This is a genomic window from Pseudomonas sp. SH10-3B (assembly GCF_019891415.1).
Lineage (GTDB): Bacteria > Pseudomonadota > Gammaproteobacteria > Pseudomonadales > Pseudomonadaceae > Aquipseudomonas.
This window is the reverse complement of sequence record NZ_JAFLXD010000007.1, coordinates 120824-135336: the sequence shown is the minus strand read 5'-3', so window position 1 is coordinate 135336 and position 14513 is coordinate 120824. Positions and strand designations below refer to the sequence as shown.

Genomic DNA, 14513 nt, shown 5'->3' with positions numbered 1-14513 from the left:
GGGCGCCTTAACCGACCTGCGCCTTGAGGAACGCATGCACGTTGTTCTGCTTGAAGTTGAGCTGCTCGTGCAGTTCGATCATTTCAAACGACAAGGCCAGCAGGCGCTGGGCCTGAAGATCGGCGAAGTGCTGGGTGATGACCTCGAACAGGCGCTCGGCGACGTGCTGCCGGGTGGCCAGGTCGCGGCCATGGCCGACCTTCAACGTCATGTGCACGAAGGCGTAGTCATGCTTGCCGTCGGCCATGCGCCAGGTGTCCAGGCGCACGCCACGGCTGCGGATGCCGCCCAGGGGAAACACGCCGCTGGCGCCCAGGCTGGCGTGGACTTTTTCGAACAGGCCCGGCAGGTCCGCCTGCTGTTCAATGTTGTCGGTGTATTCAGCGATGAAGTGAGGCATGAACGGCTCCTTCAGGCCGCGCGGGGATGCCGCGCGGCCATGCGGTCAAACAGGGAAAATGGCGTTGATCTGCCCGGTGCCCGAGCTGCCGAAGGGCGCGGTGATGATCTCGGCCGGCTTGTCGTAGTCCGGCCCGCCGAGCAAACCCAGGAGCATGGCGGTGTCGTGCATCTTGCCTTCGCCAAAGCAATGCTCGGCGTAGTCCGGGAGCATGGCGCAGAACTCTTTCCAGCGGCCCTGGCGCCACAGTTCCACCACATGCAGGTCGACCTGTTTGTCGAATTCGCGCGTCCAGTTATGGATATTGGCTTCGGCATTGCGGTCGTCGGAGAAGCGGTGTGACAGCGACCCGGAGGCCAGCACCACGACTTTGCGGTCGCTCTTCTCGATGGCCCGGCGCACGGCGGCGCCGAAGGTGAAGCTGTCTTGCAGGCGATGCCAGGCACACCAGGCGGCAATCGAAACGACGTTGAATGTCTGCTCGTCCGGTACGCCCATATGCATGTAGCGCATCGGTACCAGGGTGCCGTATTCCAGCTCCAGGCTCGGGATGTTGTGGGCCAGGGTGCGCACATCGGCGGCGTTGGCCTCGGCGGCGATCAGCTCGCCCAGCTCCGGGCAGCCGGGGTATTCGTACGCCATGTTCTTGATGAAGTGCGGCAGTTCGTTACTGGTGTAGATGCCTTTGAAGTGCTCGCCGCTGTTGACGTGATAGGCGCTGTTGACCAGCCAGTGCACGTCGAACACCACGGCGGTATCGGCGCCCAGCTCGCGGGCGCGCCGACCGATTTCCTTGTGCCCGGCAATCGCCGCTTCGCGGCAGCCGTGGTGCTTGCCAGGCAGCTCCGACAAATACATTGAGGGTACGTGGCAGATCTTTGCTGCCAGAACTACTTCGCCCATGATCATTCTCCTGAGTATTTATTCTTTTGTAGGAGCGAGCTTGCTCGCGAAAAACATCAACGATAACGCAGCACTTCTGTTAGCCGGCGGCGCCTGCGGATTCTTCGCGAGCAAGCTCGCTCCTACAGGACGCGTTGTTGTGTCCGGGTTACACGCCCCAGCGCGGGATGTGATGACTTCCCATGGAAATGCACACGTTCTTGATCTCGGCGAACACTTCGAAGCTGTACTGGCCGCCTTCACGGCCGGTGCCGGAACCCTTCACGCCGCCGAACGGCTGGCGCAGGTCGCGCACGTTCTGGCTGTTGATGAACACCATGCCCGCTTCGATGCCATAGGCCAGACGATGCGCCTTGCCGATGTCCTGGGTCCAGATGTAAGACGCCAGGCCGTACTCGGTGGCGTTGGCCAGCTGCAGCGCTTCGGCTTCGTCCTTGAACGGAATCAGGCACACCACCGGGCCGAAGATTTCTTCCTGGGCGATACGCATAGTGTTGTTCACGTCAGCGAACACCGTGGGCTGGATGAACTGACCTTTGCTCAGGTGCGCCGCCAGGTTGGCCGGGCGCTCCAGGCCACCGGCGAGCAGGGTGGCGCCTTCTTCGAGACCGATCTTGATGTAGCCGGTGACCTTGTCGTAGTGGGCCTGGGTGATCATCGAGCCGACTTGGGTTTTCGGGTCTTGCGGGTCGCCGACGATCAGGCGTTTGGCGCGCGCGGCGAACTCGGCGACGAACTGCGGGTACACGCTTTCCTGGATAAAGATCCGGCTGCCGGCGGTGCAGCGTTCGCCGTTGAGCGAGAAGATGGTGAACAGCGCGGCGTCGAGGGCACGTTCCAGGTCGGCGTCTTCGAAGATCAGCACCGGCGACTTGCCGCCCAGTTCCATGGAGTACTTTTTCAGCCCGGCGGTTTGCATGATTTTCTTGCCGGTGGCGGTGCCGCCGGTGAATGAAATCGCGCGTACATCGGGGTGGCGCACCAGGGCGTCACCGGCAGTCGCGCCGTAACCCTGGATGACGTTGAGCACGCCGTTTGGAATCCCGGCCTCCACCGCCAGGCGCCCCAGTTCATTGGCGGTCAGCGGTGACAGCTCGGACATTTTCAGCACGGCGGTATTGCCCAGGGCCAGGCATGGCGCGGTCTTCCAGGTGGCCGTCATGAACGGCACGTTCCACGGCGAGACCAGCGCGCAGACACCCACCGGCTGGTACAGGGTGTAGTTGAGCATCTGGTCATCGACCGGGTAGCTGTGGCCGTCCATGCGCGTGCAGACTTCGGCGAAAAAATCGAAGTTGTGCGAGGCTCGTGGAATCAACACGTTTTTGGTCTGGTGGATCGGCAGGCCGGTGTCGAGGGTTTCCAGTTCGGCCAGGTGCGGCACGTTCTGTTCGATCAGTTCACCCAGCTTGCGCATCAAGCGCGCTCGTTCCTTGGCCGGGGTGCCTGCCCATTTCGGGAAGGCTTCCTTGGCCGCGGCCACGGCTTGCGCGACTTCCTCGGCGCCACCGCTGGCCACTTCGCCGATGGCTTCGCCGGTGGCCGGGTTGTAGTTGACGAACACGTCTTTGCTTTCGACCTCACGGCCGTTGATCCAATGTTTGATCATGCTGCTCAAGCCTCTTTACGGGCGCTGAAGAACGCCGCTTCGCTGACAATTCGGTTAACCAGGCGGCCTACGCCTTCGACTTCCACAATCACTTCATCGCCAGGCACGACGTCGGCCAGGCCTTCGGGCGTGCCGGTGGCGATCATGTCGCCGGGTTGCAAGGTCATGAAGCTGGACAGGTATTCGATCAGGTAGGGAATGTCGAAAATCATGTCCTGGGTGCTGCCTTCCTGGCGCAGCTCGCCGTTGATCCAGGTGCGCAGTTTCAGGTTGGCTGGGTCCGGCACATCGGCTACATCGACGATCCATGGGCCGACAGGCGTGGTGGCGTCGCGGTTTTTCACGCGCAGGTTGGGCCGGTAGTAATTTTCCAGGTAGTCGCGAATGGCGTAGTCGTTGCACACCGTGTAGCCCGCCAGGTAATCCAGGGCGTCTTCGCGCTTGACGTTGCGCGCCGGCTTGCCGATGACGGCCACCAGCTCGCACTCGTAGTGCATGTAGGCGACGTTATCCGGGCGCCAGGTCACCTGGTTGTGGCCGGTGTACGTGCCCACGGACTTGATGAACGCCAGCGGTTCGGTCGGCGGCTTGAAAGCCAGTTCAGCGGCGTGGTCGGCATAGTTCAGGCCCAGGGCGAACATGCTGCCGGTCGCCGGTGGCAGCCATTGCACCTGGTCTTCGGCCAGCAGGCGGCCGTCAGCCAGGCGTACGGCGTTTTCAGCTTCGACCTGTACCGAATGGACTTCACCTTCAAAGCGAATACGGGCGTGTTTCATGAGAGTTCCTCCGCCTTGATGTGATTGACCAGGCGGCCCAGGCCGCTGATCTCGACCTCCACGGTGTCGCCCGGCTGCACATCCACCCGGCCTTCGGGAGTGCCGGTGATCAGCACATCGCCTGCGTGCAGGGTCATGAATTCGCTGATCTCGGCGATCAGCAATGGAATGTTGCGCACGAAGTTGGCCGTGGTGTTTTGCTGGCGAATCTCGCCGTTGACGTACAGGGTGATCGCCAGATTGTGCGGGTTCGAGACCTGCGCCGTGGGTATCAGCTCGGGCCCGATGGCGCAGAAACCATCGCGGCATTTGGCTTTGACGGCGGGGCGGTAGTAGCTGTCTTCCGGCAGGCTGAACTCATTGACGAGGGTGTAGCCGGCCACGTAATCGAGGGCTTCGGCCGGGCTGACGCGGCTGGCGCTCTTGCCCATCACCACCCCCAATGCCGGCCCAGGCTGCAAGCGTTCGCCCTGGCCTGGATGCACCACCTCGGCGCCGTGCTGGTTGCGTGTGTTGGGCGTCTTGATGAACAGCACCGGCTTGACCGGCGGTTTCTGATACGGCGGCTGTTCGAACTCGGCGAGGCGCTGCTTGAGCAGCCCCTGGTAGTTCAGCGCGACACCGAAAAGGGTGCCAGTCGCGACGTCATGCAAGGCGCGGCTCATGCTTTCTCCTGGCAGAGCCGTGGGGGCCCTGTATTTAGTTAATGTGTTAACAGTTATAATTAAGATGTTAACTATCGTCAAGGGTGGCAGACTGTTTGTGCGGTGGTTGTGCCGCCCAAATCGGTGCAGGATGAGCGCTGCTGCACTGCAGCAATCACAATAAAAACGAGTAGCGTGCGATGAGCGACCGTCAACCCATCCCGAACATCAACATTGGCCAGGTGTACGACCAGCGCTACAGCGATGCTGAAGTCCACTACGACAAACTGGCGAACCTGGCGGATTTCTTCGGGCGCAACATGCCCGTTCACCGGCATGACCGGTTTTTCCAGGTTCACTACGTAAAAAGCGGCACCGTGCGCGTGTACCTGGACGACCAGCAATACGTCGAATCCGGGCCGATGTTCTTCCTCACGCCACCCACGGTCCCGCACTCGTTTGTGACCGAGGCCGACAGTGACGGGCACGTGCTGACGGTGCGTCAGCAACTGGTGTGGCAACTGATCGAAGCCGACGCCAGCCTGGCACCGGCCGGTGCGCAATTGCCGGCCGCGTGTGTCGCCCTGGCGCAGTTGGAGCCGCAATACGCGGGGGATATCCGCCGCTTGGATTATCTGTTCGAGGAACTGAGCGAAGAAGTGAAAGCCCAGCGTTCCGGGCGCAGTGCGGCCCTGGACAGCCTGACGCGGTTGATCATGATCAGCCTGTTGCGGCTTTGCTCCCACTCGTTGAAAGCCACCCCCGCCAGGCACGAAGACTTGAAAATCTTCCACCGCTTCAATGAGCTGATCGAAGTGCACTACCAGCAACACTGGCCGTTGTCGCGGTATGCCGAGGGCATCGGGGTGACAGAAGCACGGCTCAATGATGTGTGCCGACGCATTGCCGACTTGCCGTCCAAGCGCCTGATCCTGGAGCGCCTGATGCAGGAAGCCAAGCGCCTGCTGCTGTTTACCGGCAGCTCGGCCAACGAGATCTGCTATCAGCTGGGGTTCAAGGACCCGGCCTATTTCAGTCGTTTTTTCCAGCGTTACGCACAGCTCACGCCGGGGGAGTACCGCCAGCGCCAATCGGGGTTGCGTTGAGCCAGGCATAGGGGCTTCGCACCGTGGTCTTGTTGATCTTCTACGGATCATCATGCGCATCGCCGCGGTGCGACAGAATGGCTTTTACGCGGAACCGATTGTACTTTTCACAGCGCCAACGCCGCTTGCAGCCGCTGGCCGGCGACACTAAGCTGCCGACTCGCCCATTCAAGTGGTGCCGTCATGGCCAACCCCAGACCTTCGCTGACACTGACCCTGCTGCAAGCCCGTGAAGCCGCAATGGCTTTCTTCCGCCCGGCCCTGAACAAGCATGAATTGACTGAGCAACAGTGGCGGGTCATTCGCATCCTGCGCCAGCAGGGCGAACTCGAAAGCCATCAGCTCGCCCAGCAGGCCTGCATCCTCAAGCCGAGCATGACCGGTGTGTTGACGCGTCTGGAGCGCGACGGTCTGGTGCGTCGGCACAAGTCCAGCCAGGACCAACGCCGGGTGTTCGTGGGCCTCACCGAGCGCGGCCAGCAATGCTTCGTCTCCATGAGCGAAGGCATGGAAAGCAACTATCAGAAGATCGAAGAGCAGTTTGGCGCCGAGAAGATGGAGCAGTTGCTGGGCTTGCTCAATGAGCTGAAAAACATCAAGCCTTGAACGCGCCAATATTTCATTAATAGGTGAACGTCTTTGCCCGTAGAAGGCATCGCGGACGCCAATCCTCACTATCCGTTTTCGGCACACCTGCACGAGCTGCCCCGGGTTCGGAATGGAACTTGCGTGCGATATGACCTGTAAGCCTTGCAACTGAAAAAGGTTGGGTCAATGAACAATAATAATGTGCTGACGCCTATGGCCTCGGTGGTGCTTGCACCGACGCTACCCCTCCAGCGTTTTCTGACCAGCGACATCGACGAACACGCGCGCAATATGGACGGCTGGCAGGTTCGCTACGATCAGTTATCCCCCGGCCCCTTCACCGGTGAGTTGGTGGCGTTCCGTTCGGACTGGATGCAACTGGTGCGCGACCGCTCTAACCAGGCCATGATCAAACGTGGCGCGGCCTGGAAGGGCGCAATCACCTTCAGCATTCCCTTGAGTGCCAACGGTCCGGTGTATTGCTCGGGCCATCCGATCCACGAGCCCAGCCTATTGGTGGCCCACGGTGAAAATCTTCCCGACCTGCGCACCCCACAGCACCTGGATCTGCTCGGGGTGGCCATTGAAGAGCACGCACTCGAACATGTGCTGGAGCGTCAAGGCAGTCAGTTTCGAATTACCGATCTTCCCAAGTGTTACCGCTTGGGCCATTCATCCGTGCAACGTGACCTCGCGGCGTTGTTCGATGAACTGGCGAACTGCGATCAGGGCCGTGATGCCGTGCTGGGGCACGATTCGATCCGGCGCGGCATACGCGATGCGGTGATGCTGCATGTGCTGGAGTTGATCGCGCCGGACCAGGCGCCACCCCTCAACCCCACGGCGCGCAAAAGGATGGTCGACCGCGCCCGCGAGTACGCGTTGAGTCACCTCGACGAACCGCTGTCGATCCTTGATCTGTGCAATCACATCGGCGCCAGCCGGCGCAAACTCCAATACTGTTTTCAGGAAACCCTGGGCATCAACCCGGTGGCCTATCTGCGTGCGCTGCGCCTCAATGCAGTGCGCCGCGAACTGCGAACGAGCACCCAGGCCCATGGTGTACAGGAAGTGGCGGCGCGCTGGGGTTTCTGGCATTTGAGCCGGTTTTCCAGCGATTACCGCACCCTGTTTGGCGAAAGCCCCTCACAGACCCTGCGCCGCACGCAACTCTGCTGAAAACGGATAACCGGCTCACGTCGCGCGTTACTAGGATGGCCCACACCACTTGATGGGAGGGGCATTCGATGATTCATAACAATAACGCAAGCGTCGCACGCATGACGCTGTTCACCCTGGGGCTACTGGGTTGCTGTGCCAGTGTCCAGGCCACCGAGAACGGTACGCCGACCACCGCCGTCGGCGTGTATGACTTCGGCGCAGGGATGATGCCGCCGGCCACGCCTTTCGGAACTGTGGGGCTGCGCACGGCATTCTATTCGGCCAACGTGCAGAAGGATCGCCAAGGGCGCGCTGTCGACAACCACTTCTCACTGGATGTGCTGTCCATCGGCGTCGCCTATATGCGCATGACCGATTACACCGTATTGGGCGCCACCTATGGTTTCGGCGCGGTGGTGCCGTTTTTCAAGATGGACGCTTCCATCAAGGTGCAGACGCCGGGGGGGCCGCTGAGCCTGGAGGCCGATCCGTTTCGAATGGCCGACGTGCAACTGTTGCCGCTGATCCTGCAGTGGAACCTGTCGCCGAATCTGTTTATCAACACGCAGTTGCAGATCCAGACGCCCACGGGGGATTACGACAAGAACCGGCTGGTCTCCCCAGGGCTCAATCACTGGACGTTCTCGCCGATCGTCAACGCTACTTACATCACCGACAGTGGCTTCGAGGTTTCTTCCAGCTTTGAAGTCGACCTCAATACCCGTAACCCCGCGACCGATTACAAGAACGGTGTCGAGTACCGCCACGAGTTTGCCGTGGGCCAGCACGTGGGGCCGTGGACCCTGGGCCTGGGCGGCTACTACTACCGGCAGTTCAGCGATGACGATGCGCCGGGGCTGCAATCGGGCAACCGCGCGCGGGTGTTGGCTGTCGGTCCGGCAGTGAGTTACTTCAAGCCCGGTCTGCCACCCATCTGGCTGCATGCCTATAAGGAAACCGATGCCCGCAACCGTGCCGAGGGCTACACCGTGGCGCTGCGCATTTCTCAAAGTTTCTAAGGGGCTGGCCATGAACTCATCACATTCCGATTCCCCATCACCACGGCAAGCCACCGGGCGCCGTGAAGGGCTGGTGCTGATGCTGGGCAGCAGCCTGACCATCATGGGCGCGGCCATGGTGGCGCCGATCCTGCCCAAGCTGGGCGCCGAGTTCGGTGCGCTGGAACCGCGTGCCGACTTGTTGGTGCCGTTGGCGGTCACCGGGCCGGCACTGGCGATTGCGCTGTGCGCGCCGCTGGCCGGCTGGTTGGCCGACCGGGTCGGGCGCAAGGCGTTGCTGGTGATCGCTACCCTGTTATATGCCGTGCTCGGGGCCATCCCGGCGCTGCTGGATAACTTGCCCGCCATCGTCGGCGTGCGCCTGCTGTTCGGTGCGGCGGAAGCTGCGGTGATGACCTGTTGCGCCACGCTGATTGCCGACTATTGGCAGGGCGAGGAGCGGTTGCGCTACATCAACCGGCAGGTGGTCACCATCGGTTTGGTCGGCTCGCTGTTCTATGTCGTGGGCGGCGCGTTGGGCGAACACTCCTGGCGCCTGCCATTTCTGCTGTACCTGCTGCCACTGTTGTTGGTGCCGATGATGATCAAGGTGCTGTGGGAGCCCGCCGCCGCTCGCCAGCCCGCCGAGGTGGCTGAACAGGGCAGGGTGGCCGTGCTGCCCCTGGTGCTCGGTTATCTGCTGATCCTCAGTGGGATGGTGCTGAGTTTTATCGTGCCGATCCAGGCGCCGGTTTTACTCGTCAGCCTCGGCATTACTTCAAGCACGATGATCGGGCTGTCGGCGGGGGGCAGTCTGCTGGCGACCCTGGGCGGTTCGTTAGCCTGGCCGCTGCTGCGCCGGCGTATCGGTATCCCGGGCTGCAATGCGCTGTTGCTGAGCCTGTTGGGCCTGGGATTGTGGCTGCTGATGCGCGCACCGAGCTACAGCATGGTGTTTGTGGCAGTGCTGATCCATGGCCTGGGCGCCGGGCTGCTGGTGCCCAACGCGATGGCGCCGGTGATGAATGCCCTGAGCGCGAAAACCCGTGGGCGCGGCTTGGGTGGGTTCACGGCGTTTCTGTATTTCGGTCAATTTGTCAGCCCGCTGGTGGTGGCCTTGCTCAGCGTTTACTCGGGTGACGTACGTCGTTCAATCCTGTGGCTGGCCTGTGCCAGTTTTGCCTCGGCCCTGGCCTGGGCACTGGCAGGCCTGCAAGCACGGCGCAAAGCGCTGACCCAGGCATTCGGATCAAGTCATTCATAATCAATAGGAGACGAACATGGACATCCACAACCTGCTGGACAGCGAGGACGCCACCGGTTTGGCCGAATGGGTCAGGCGCGGTGAGGTGCAGCCCGGCGAGCTGCTGGAAGCGGTGATTGAGCGTATCGAACGGGTCGAACCGCAGCTGAATGCGGTGGCCGAGCGGCTTTACGAGTCGGCGCGGCAGTCGGCACGCACGTTGCGCCCCGGCCACGGTGTGTTTACCGGGGTACCGACCTTGATCAAGGACCTGTTTTCACCGGTTAACGGCGCGGCGATGACCAATGGCTCGCAGGCGTTGGGAGGCGCTCGCGCGGACTTTGAAGCCGAACACGTAAGCCGTATCCGCCGTGCCGGGTGTGTGATTCTCGGCACCAGCACCTCACCCGAGTTCGGCACGTCGTACTCCACCGAGTCCAACCGCTTTGGCGCCACACGCAACCCCTGGAATATCGGCCACAGTGCCGGCGGTTCCAGCGGCGGCGCGGCAGCCTTGGTGGCGGCGCGCGTCGTACCGTTTGCCCATGGCAACGATGGCGGCGGTTCCTTGCGTGTGCCGGCGTCCTGCTGTGGGGTGTTCGGCTTCAAACCCAGCCGTGGGCTGTTGCCGTCCGGGCCGATGATCGGCGAGGGCTGGGCCGGGATGGGCACCCCCCATGCGATTACCTTGTCAGTACGTGACAGCGCCGCGCTGTTGGATGCCACGGCCGGGATCGACCTGGGTGCACCTTATGCTGCGCCGCTGCAGGCACAGCCCTATGTCAGCGCGCTGCAGCATGACCCTCGGCCGCTGCGCATCGCCCTGGTTGAGCACCTCGGGCCTTGGCCGACTTCCAGCGAAAGTGTGGAAGCCGTGCGCCAGGCCGCCAGGTTGTGCGAATCCCTGGGCCACCGCGTTGAACCGGTCAGCTTGCCGGTGGTGTTGCCGACGTTTCTCGATCAGGTCTTCACCATCATTGGTGCAAGTACTCGCCACTATGTTGATGTGTTGGGCCAGGTGCGCGGTTTCGCCGTGCAGCCTGAAGAGCTGGAAGCTCGCACCCGCATCATTTTGCGCAGCAAGGGCGATGTCAGTGGTGCGCAGTACGCGGGGGCCGTGGAGTGGATTCATGCCTTGGGTCGGCAGTTGGCGGTGTTCATGCAGGATTACGACCTGATCCTCACGCCGACCCTGGCACGCGAGCCGTTGCCAATCGGTGAGCTGGATCTGCAGGACGACCGTCTGAGCCTGGAAGATCTGATTGAACAGTTCCACAGCTACTCGCCGTTCACGGCACTGTTCAATGCCAGCGGGCAACCGGCGATGTCGGTGCCGTTGTACTGGAGCGCTGCCGGCTTGCCGATGGGCGCTCATTTCGCCGCGCGCTTTGGCGAAGAAAGTACCTTGTTTGCCCTCGCGGGGCAGTTGGAGCGGGCCCAGCCCTGGCGCGGTCGGGTACCGCTGGTCAATGCCTGTCGGTTGTAAGCGTCTGAGGGGGTTCTGCATTGGGCGGGTGACCGACCTGCCCGATGCGAAACCCCGCCTTGTCACTCTGCCGCAGATCGGCGCCTTTTTACCCGGTACATGTCTCCGTCCGCATGGCTGAGCAGGCTGTCGGCGTCCTCTCCGTCCTGGGGATAAACCGCCACGCCGATACTGCAGGACGGCATCACTACCCCGCCAAACTCGGGGCCCAGCGGCTCGGCCATGACCGCGAGTATCTGCACCACCTTGGCAGAAATAGCCTCCCGCGACGGGATATCCGTCAGCAGCACCGTGAACTCATCACCACCCATGCGCGCCACCAGGTCGCTGTCGAGGACGCAGCGTTCCAAGCGTCGTGCAATCACACACAGCACGCGATCGCCCATGGCATGGCCATGCACATCGTTGATGCCCTTGAAGTCATTGATGTCCAGAAACAGCAACGCCAGGCTGCGGCTGTGGGACTGCGCCAGGTGCAGGGCGCGGTCCAGTCGATCATTGAACAGCGAGCGATTGGTCAGGGCGGTCAGCGGATCATGATGGGCGAGGAAGCGCAGTTCTTCCTCGGCCTGTGTGAGCGCCGTCACATCCCGGGCGACCCCGATCCGTGCGCCCACCTCTTGGGACCAGAAGGCTGCCCACAGGATGTGCACGACACTGCCATCCTTGCGTAGATAGCGGTTGCGGAAGTCGACATGGGATTGGCCATTCATGACCCGCACAATCGAGGCCCGGGTGCGCGCCAGGTCTTCGGGGTGCATGTAGTGAGTGATCAGGGTGCCGATCAGTTCGTCGGCTCGGTAGCCGAGCAGCGCCTCGCAGGCATCGCTCACGAAGACAATCTGGCTGTCACCGTCGACGACAAACACCGTATCCAGCATCAGGTGGATCAGTTTTGGGTACAGCGCTTGCAGGTCAACGGGCATGGGGCATCGGGCGTCCGGTTCATATCGGCCGATCATAGCCCGATCATGAACCGAGGCGTTGAGCAATCCTGCACATTTTTAGTCCGCTCAGTAACCGTCGAGAGCGGCCTGGCAGAGGCTTTCGTGTAGGCAAAGGCGCTGCGAACGGACAGGAAAGGTTGTCGTACAACCGAATGCGCTATGATGCGGGTTCCTTCGCTAACCGAGATACCCGTTCTTGATGGACAACCCGAACGTCCAGCCTACCGTTCGCCGCCGGCATCGCAGCCTGGCCGAAGAACTGGTCACCGAGCTTTCCCGGCGCATCTGTACCGGTGAGCTGCCGCGTGCCACCAAGTTGCCCACCGAATCCGAAGTCATGGCCGAGCATGGTGTGAGCCGCACGGTGGTGCGTGAGGCTATTTCGCGCTTGCAAGCCTCGGGCCTGGTGGAAACCCGCCACGGCGTCGGTACGTTCGTGAAGGATATTCCCAGCCCCAGCGGGTTTCGGATCGATCCGGACAGCATCGTGACCCTGCAGGATGTGCTGGCTGTGCTGGAGTTGCGCATCAGCCTGGAGGTGGAGGCTGCCGGCTTGGCGTGCGTGGGGCGGACCGACCAGCAATTGCAGGTGATGCGCGACTCGCTGGATGCGCTGAACTCGCGGGCGGTGAGTGCCGACTACGCGGTGTCGGCAGACTTTCAGTTTCATCAGCAGATCGCGTTGGCCACCGGCAATCGCTACTTCACCGACATCATGTTGCACCTGGGGGTCAACATCCTGCCGCGTACACGCCTGCACTCAAAACGCTTGGCCAACGACAACAAGGAGCCCTTCCTGGAGCGCCTGAGTCGTGAGCATGAGGACATCTACAAAGCCATCCTGCGCCGTGACGCCGACGCGGCTCGGGCGGCGATGCGCCTGCATCTGTCCAACAGTCGCGAGCGTATGCGCCGGGCCTATGAAGCCGCCGCCGCCGAGTTGTCGAACGGTCCGGCCGCAGTGAACGCGCCGCCCTGAAGCCCGCTGCCCGGTTCATCAGCCGCCGCCGGCGGTTGCTGCTCGACCTTGGCGCGAAACGCTTCCGAGCTGTCCTTGGGTGCAAAGCCCAGGTGTTCCGTGTGCCGAGTACTCCACCAGCGATCGCGATTGGCCGAGACGCCATACACCACACTGTGCCCAACCTCCTTGGTCAGCAGGGCGCGCGCCACCAGATGGTCCAGGTCGGTGTAGCTCAGCCAGGTCGAAAGCATCCGCCGGTTGCGCGGCTCGGGGAACGACGAGCCAATGCGCAGGCTCACGGTTTCAATCCCATAGCGGTGAAAGTAGAACGCCGCCAGGTCTTCGCCGTAGGCCTTGGAAAGGGCGTAGTAGCCATCCGGACGGCGCGGTGAGTGCACGTCCAGTTCAACGTCCTGAGGATAGAAACCGGTGACGTGGTTGGAACTGGCAAACACAATCCGCTTGACCCCCTGTTGTCGCGCCGCCTCATAAATGTGGAACGTGCCGCGAATATTGGCATCGAGAATCTCCTCGAACGGCCGCTCCACCGAAATCCCGCCCAGATGAACGATAGCGTCGACGCCGTTGACCAGCGCCGCCACGGCAGCCTTGTCGGCCAGGTTGCAGGTGATCACTTCGTCGTGTTCACCCCGGCTGGGCGTCATGGGGCTGATGTCCGAGGCGCGGACGATGTCGGCATGGGCGTGCAAGGTGTTCCGCAGGATTTGCCCCAGGCCGCCGGCGGCGCCGGTGAGCAAGATGCGCGTGAAGGGTTTGGGTTGTGTGGTCATGGTCAGGTCTTCCATTGAACGCTGAATGCAGGTGGCTTGCCTGTCGAGCGATGCGCACTCGCCAGGCAAGTCGTGGGGGCTTTACATGAAGTTGTACTGGATGCCCAGGCGCCACCGCGCCTGGCGGTCTTCGGACGTGGAGTTGACCTTCACATCACCAATCTCCATGAACGGGGCCCATTCCTTGTTGAGCTTGTATTTGACGATCAGGTTCTGTTCGTAATCGCTCTTCTTGTTGTCGTAGCGGATGTAGTCAGTCTTGAAGTAGATGAACTGATATTCATACGCCCACTTACTGGCCGGCGTGTAGCCGAGCCAGCCCTCGAAACGATGGGTGGTCTGGTCATCCTTGATGTGGTCGGGCAAGTCCTCGTTGACCTGATCGCGGTCCAGCTTCTTCGCATCCAGGCGATAGCGCGTGGCGGCGTAGAAGGCGTCGTTGATCTTGTAGTTGTACTTGAGGCCGAACTTGTAGGTGGTCGAGTCTTTCGAGCTGTCCATCTGGAACGCCGGGGTCAACGTCGATTGCGCGCTGAGTTTGTAGTTGTAGCTCACGGTGAACTCGTGCCCGTTGTTGACCATGTTGTCGTAGGCGACGTCTTCACGGTCTCCGGCGGTGCGGTATTTCATTTCCGCTTCAAATCCCAGGCCACTGTCCAGGCGGTAGTTGAGCTTGATTCGGTCAGCGTGGGCGCTGTCCTCCTCGGTGAACTGGTGGCGGTAGTTGATGCTGGCAGAGTCAGCGCTGACATACAGCGGCAGGCCGAGGGTCAGGGCAGTAACGAGCGTGCGTAGGGTGGTGTTCATACGGTCTTCTTTTTTGTTTTTGTTAGGGTCGTTTGACGGTTGCTACGGCAGTGAGTTGTTGCGTATGGCTCTCATCTAATGTGCCGATATACG

At 61.7% G+C, this 14513-nt stretch carries 15 protein-coding genes; 7 read left to right on the top strand and 8 right to left on the bottom strand.

Going from position 1 to position 14513, the window contains the following annotated elements:
* Positions 1-7: 7 nt before the first annotated feature.
* The 5 genes from J1G35_RS08165 to J1G35_RS08145 form a co-directional block, all read right to left on the bottom strand.
* Entirely contained in the window at positions 8-400 is a 393-nt protein-coding gene (locus J1G35_RS08165) for a 5-carboxymethyl-2-hydroxymuconate Delta-isomerase (protein ID WP_065947992.1), read from the bottom strand.
* Positions 401-445: 45 nt separating this feature from the next.
* Positions 446-1303 (bottom strand): 3,4-dihydroxyphenylacetate 2,3-dioxygenase, encoded by an 858-nt coding sequence (gene hpaD / locus J1G35_RS08160; RefSeq protein WP_053139655.1) that lies wholly within the window; start codon positions 1301-1303, stop codon positions 446-448.
* A gap of 148 nt (positions 1304-1451) precedes the next feature.
* Complete coding sequence (hpaE, locus tag J1G35_RS08155; protein WP_223014461.1) at positions 1452-2912, bottom strand: 5-carboxymethyl-2-hydroxymuconate semialdehyde dehydrogenase; 1461 nt, start codon at positions 2910-2912, stop codon at positions 1452-1454.
* 5 nt (positions 2913-2917) lie between these two features.
* Positions 2918-3688: a fumarylacetoacetate hydrolase family protein gene (locus J1G35_RS08150; RefSeq protein WP_053139651.1), complete on the bottom strand. Its 771-nt coding sequence runs from the start codon at positions 3686-3688 to the stop codon at positions 2918-2920.
* Positions 3685-4353 carry a fumarylacetoacetate hydrolase family protein gene (locus J1G35_RS08145; protein WP_053139649.1) on the bottom strand — a complete coding sequence of 223 codons (669 nt, stop codon included), beginning with the start codon at positions 4351-4353 and terminating at the stop codon, positions 3685-3687. Before J1G35_RS08145 ends, J1G35_RS08150 begins: the two co-directional genes overlap by 4 nt.
* Before the next feature lie 179 nt (positions 4354-4532).
* Here J1G35_RS08145 and hpaA point away from each other — a divergent pair, with 179 nt between their 5' ends.
* The 6 genes from hpaA (at position 4533) to J1G35_RS08115 (ending at position 10914) form a co-directional block, all read left to right on the top strand.
* Positions 4533-5438: a 4-hydroxyphenylacetate catabolism regulatory protein HpaA gene (gene hpaA / locus J1G35_RS08140; protein ID WP_053139647.1), complete on the top strand. Its 906-nt coding sequence runs from the start codon at positions 4533-4535 to the stop codon at positions 5436-5438.
* 183 nt (positions 5439-5621) lie between these two features.
* Positions 5622-6044, top strand: coding sequence for a homoprotocatechuate degradation operon regulator HpaR (hpaR, locus tag J1G35_RS08135; protein ID WP_053139645.1), 423 nt, complete (start codon positions 5622-5624; stop codon positions 6042-6044).
* A gap of 168 nt (positions 6045-6212) precedes the next feature.
* The gene (locus J1G35_RS08130; RefSeq protein ID WP_223014459.1) at positions 6213-7205 is read left to right on the top strand and encodes a helix-turn-helix domain-containing protein; all 993 of its coding nucleotides are present in this window, start codon (positions 6213-6215) and stop codon (positions 7203-7205) included.
* A gap of 68 nt (positions 7206-7273) precedes the next feature.
* Positions 7274-8206 (top strand): transporter, encoded by a 933-nt coding sequence (locus J1G35_RS08125; RefSeq protein ID WP_223014457.1) that lies wholly within the window; start codon positions 7274-7276, stop codon positions 8204-8206.
* A 10-nt stretch (positions 8207-8216) separates the two neighbouring features.
* Positions 8217-9449, top strand: a complete 1233-nt coding sequence (locus J1G35_RS08120; protein ID WP_223014455.1) for an MFS transporter — start codon at positions 8217-8219, stop codon at positions 9447-9449.
* A 16-nt stretch (positions 9450-9465) separates the two neighbouring features.
* On the top strand, positions 9466-10914 hold the full coding sequence (locus J1G35_RS08115) for an amidase family protein (RefSeq protein WP_223014453.1): 1449 nt from the start codon (positions 9466-9468) through the stop codon (positions 10912-10914).
* A gap of 62 nt (positions 10915-10976) precedes the next feature.
* On the opposite strand, the gene J1G35_RS08110 is transcribed toward J1G35_RS08115, so the two are convergent.
* Positions 10977-11840 carry a sensor domain-containing diguanylate cyclase gene (locus J1G35_RS08110; RefSeq protein ID WP_223014451.1) on the bottom strand — a complete coding sequence of 288 codons (864 nt, stop codon included), beginning with the start codon at positions 11838-11840 and terminating at the stop codon, positions 10977-10979.
* A 220-nt stretch (positions 11841-12060) separates the two neighbouring features.
* On the opposite strand from J1G35_RS08110, the gene J1G35_RS08105 reads away from it, so the two are divergent.
* Positions 12061-12840 carry a FadR/GntR family transcriptional regulator gene (locus tag J1G35_RS08105; RefSeq protein WP_223014449.1) on the top strand — a complete coding sequence of 260 codons (780 nt, stop codon included), beginning with the start codon at positions 12061-12063 and terminating at the stop codon, positions 12838-12840.
* Here the strand turns inward: J1G35_RS08105 and J1G35_RS08100 are convergent.
* Together J1G35_RS08100 and J1G35_RS08095 are read right to left on the bottom strand one after the other, a co-directional pair.
* On the bottom strand, positions 12780-13613 hold the full coding sequence (locus tag J1G35_RS08100; protein ID WP_223014447.1) for an NAD(P)-dependent oxidoreductase: 834 nt from the start codon (positions 13611-13613) through the stop codon (positions 12780-12782). The genes J1G35_RS08105 and J1G35_RS08100 overlap by 61 nt on opposite strands.
* Before the next feature lie 81 nt (positions 13614-13694).
* Positions 13695-14420 carry an oligogalacturonate-specific porin KdgM family protein gene (locus J1G35_RS08095; protein WP_053139634.1) on the bottom strand — a complete coding sequence of 242 codons (726 nt, stop codon included), beginning with the start codon at positions 14418-14420 and terminating at the stop codon, positions 13695-13697.
* Positions 14421-14513: the final 93 nt, after the last annotated feature.

Excerpts from the sequence above, each read along its gene's own strand:
- J1G35_RS08165 (WP_065947992.1), bottom strand. The coding sequence starts at position 400 with ATGCCTCACTTCATCGCTGAATACACCGACAACATTGAACAGCAGGCG.
- hpaD (WP_053139655.1), bottom strand. The coding sequence starts at position 1,303 with ATGGGCGAAGTAGTTCTGGCAGCAAAGATCTGCCACGTACCCTCAATG.
- hpaE (WP_223014461.1), bottom strand. The coding sequence starts at position 2,912 with ATGATCAAACATTGGATCAACGGCCGTGAGGTCGAAAGCAAAGACGTG.
- J1G35_RS08150 (WP_053139651.1), bottom strand. The coding sequence starts at position 3,688 with ATGAAACACGCCCGTATTCGCTTTGAAGGTGAAGTCCATTCGGTACAG.
- J1G35_RS08145 (WP_053139649.1), bottom strand. The coding sequence starts at position 4,353 with ATGAGCCGCGCCTTGCATGACGTCGCGACTGGCACCCTTTTCGGTGTC.
- hpaA (WP_053139647.1), top strand. The coding sequence starts at position 4,533 with ATGAGCGACCGTCAACCCATCCCGAACATCAACATTGGCCAGGTGTAC.
- hpaR (WP_053139645.1), top strand. The coding sequence starts at position 5,622 with ATGGCCAACCCCAGACCTTCGCTGACACTGACCCTGCTGCAAGCCCGT.
- J1G35_RS08130 (WP_223014459.1), top strand. The coding sequence starts at position 6,213 with ATGAACAATAATAATGTGCTGACGCCTATGGCCTCGGTGGTGCTTGCA.
- J1G35_RS08125 (WP_223014457.1), top strand. The coding sequence starts at position 7,274 with ATGATTCATAACAATAACGCAAGCGTCGCACGCATGACGCTGTTCACC.
- J1G35_RS08120 (WP_223014455.1), top strand. The coding sequence starts at position 8,217 with ATGAACTCATCACATTCCGATTCCCCATCACCACGGCAAGCCACCGGG.
- J1G35_RS08115 (WP_223014453.1), top strand. The coding sequence starts at position 9,466 with ATGGACATCCACAACCTGCTGGACAGCGAGGACGCCACCGGTTTGGCC.
- J1G35_RS08110 (WP_223014451.1), bottom strand. The coding sequence starts at position 11,840 with ATGCCCGTTGACCTGCAAGCGCTGTACCCAAAACTGATCCACCTGATG.
- J1G35_RS08105 (WP_223014449.1), top strand. The coding sequence starts at position 12,061 with ATGGACAACCCGAACGTCCAGCCTACCGTTCGCCGCCGGCATCGCAGC.
- J1G35_RS08100 (WP_223014447.1), bottom strand. The coding sequence starts at position 13,613 with ATGACCACACAACCCAAACCCTTCACGCGCATCTTGCTCACCGGCGCC.
- J1G35_RS08095 (WP_053139634.1), bottom strand. The coding sequence starts at position 14,420 with ATGAACACCACCCTACGCACGCTCGTTACTGCCCTGACCCTCGGCCTG.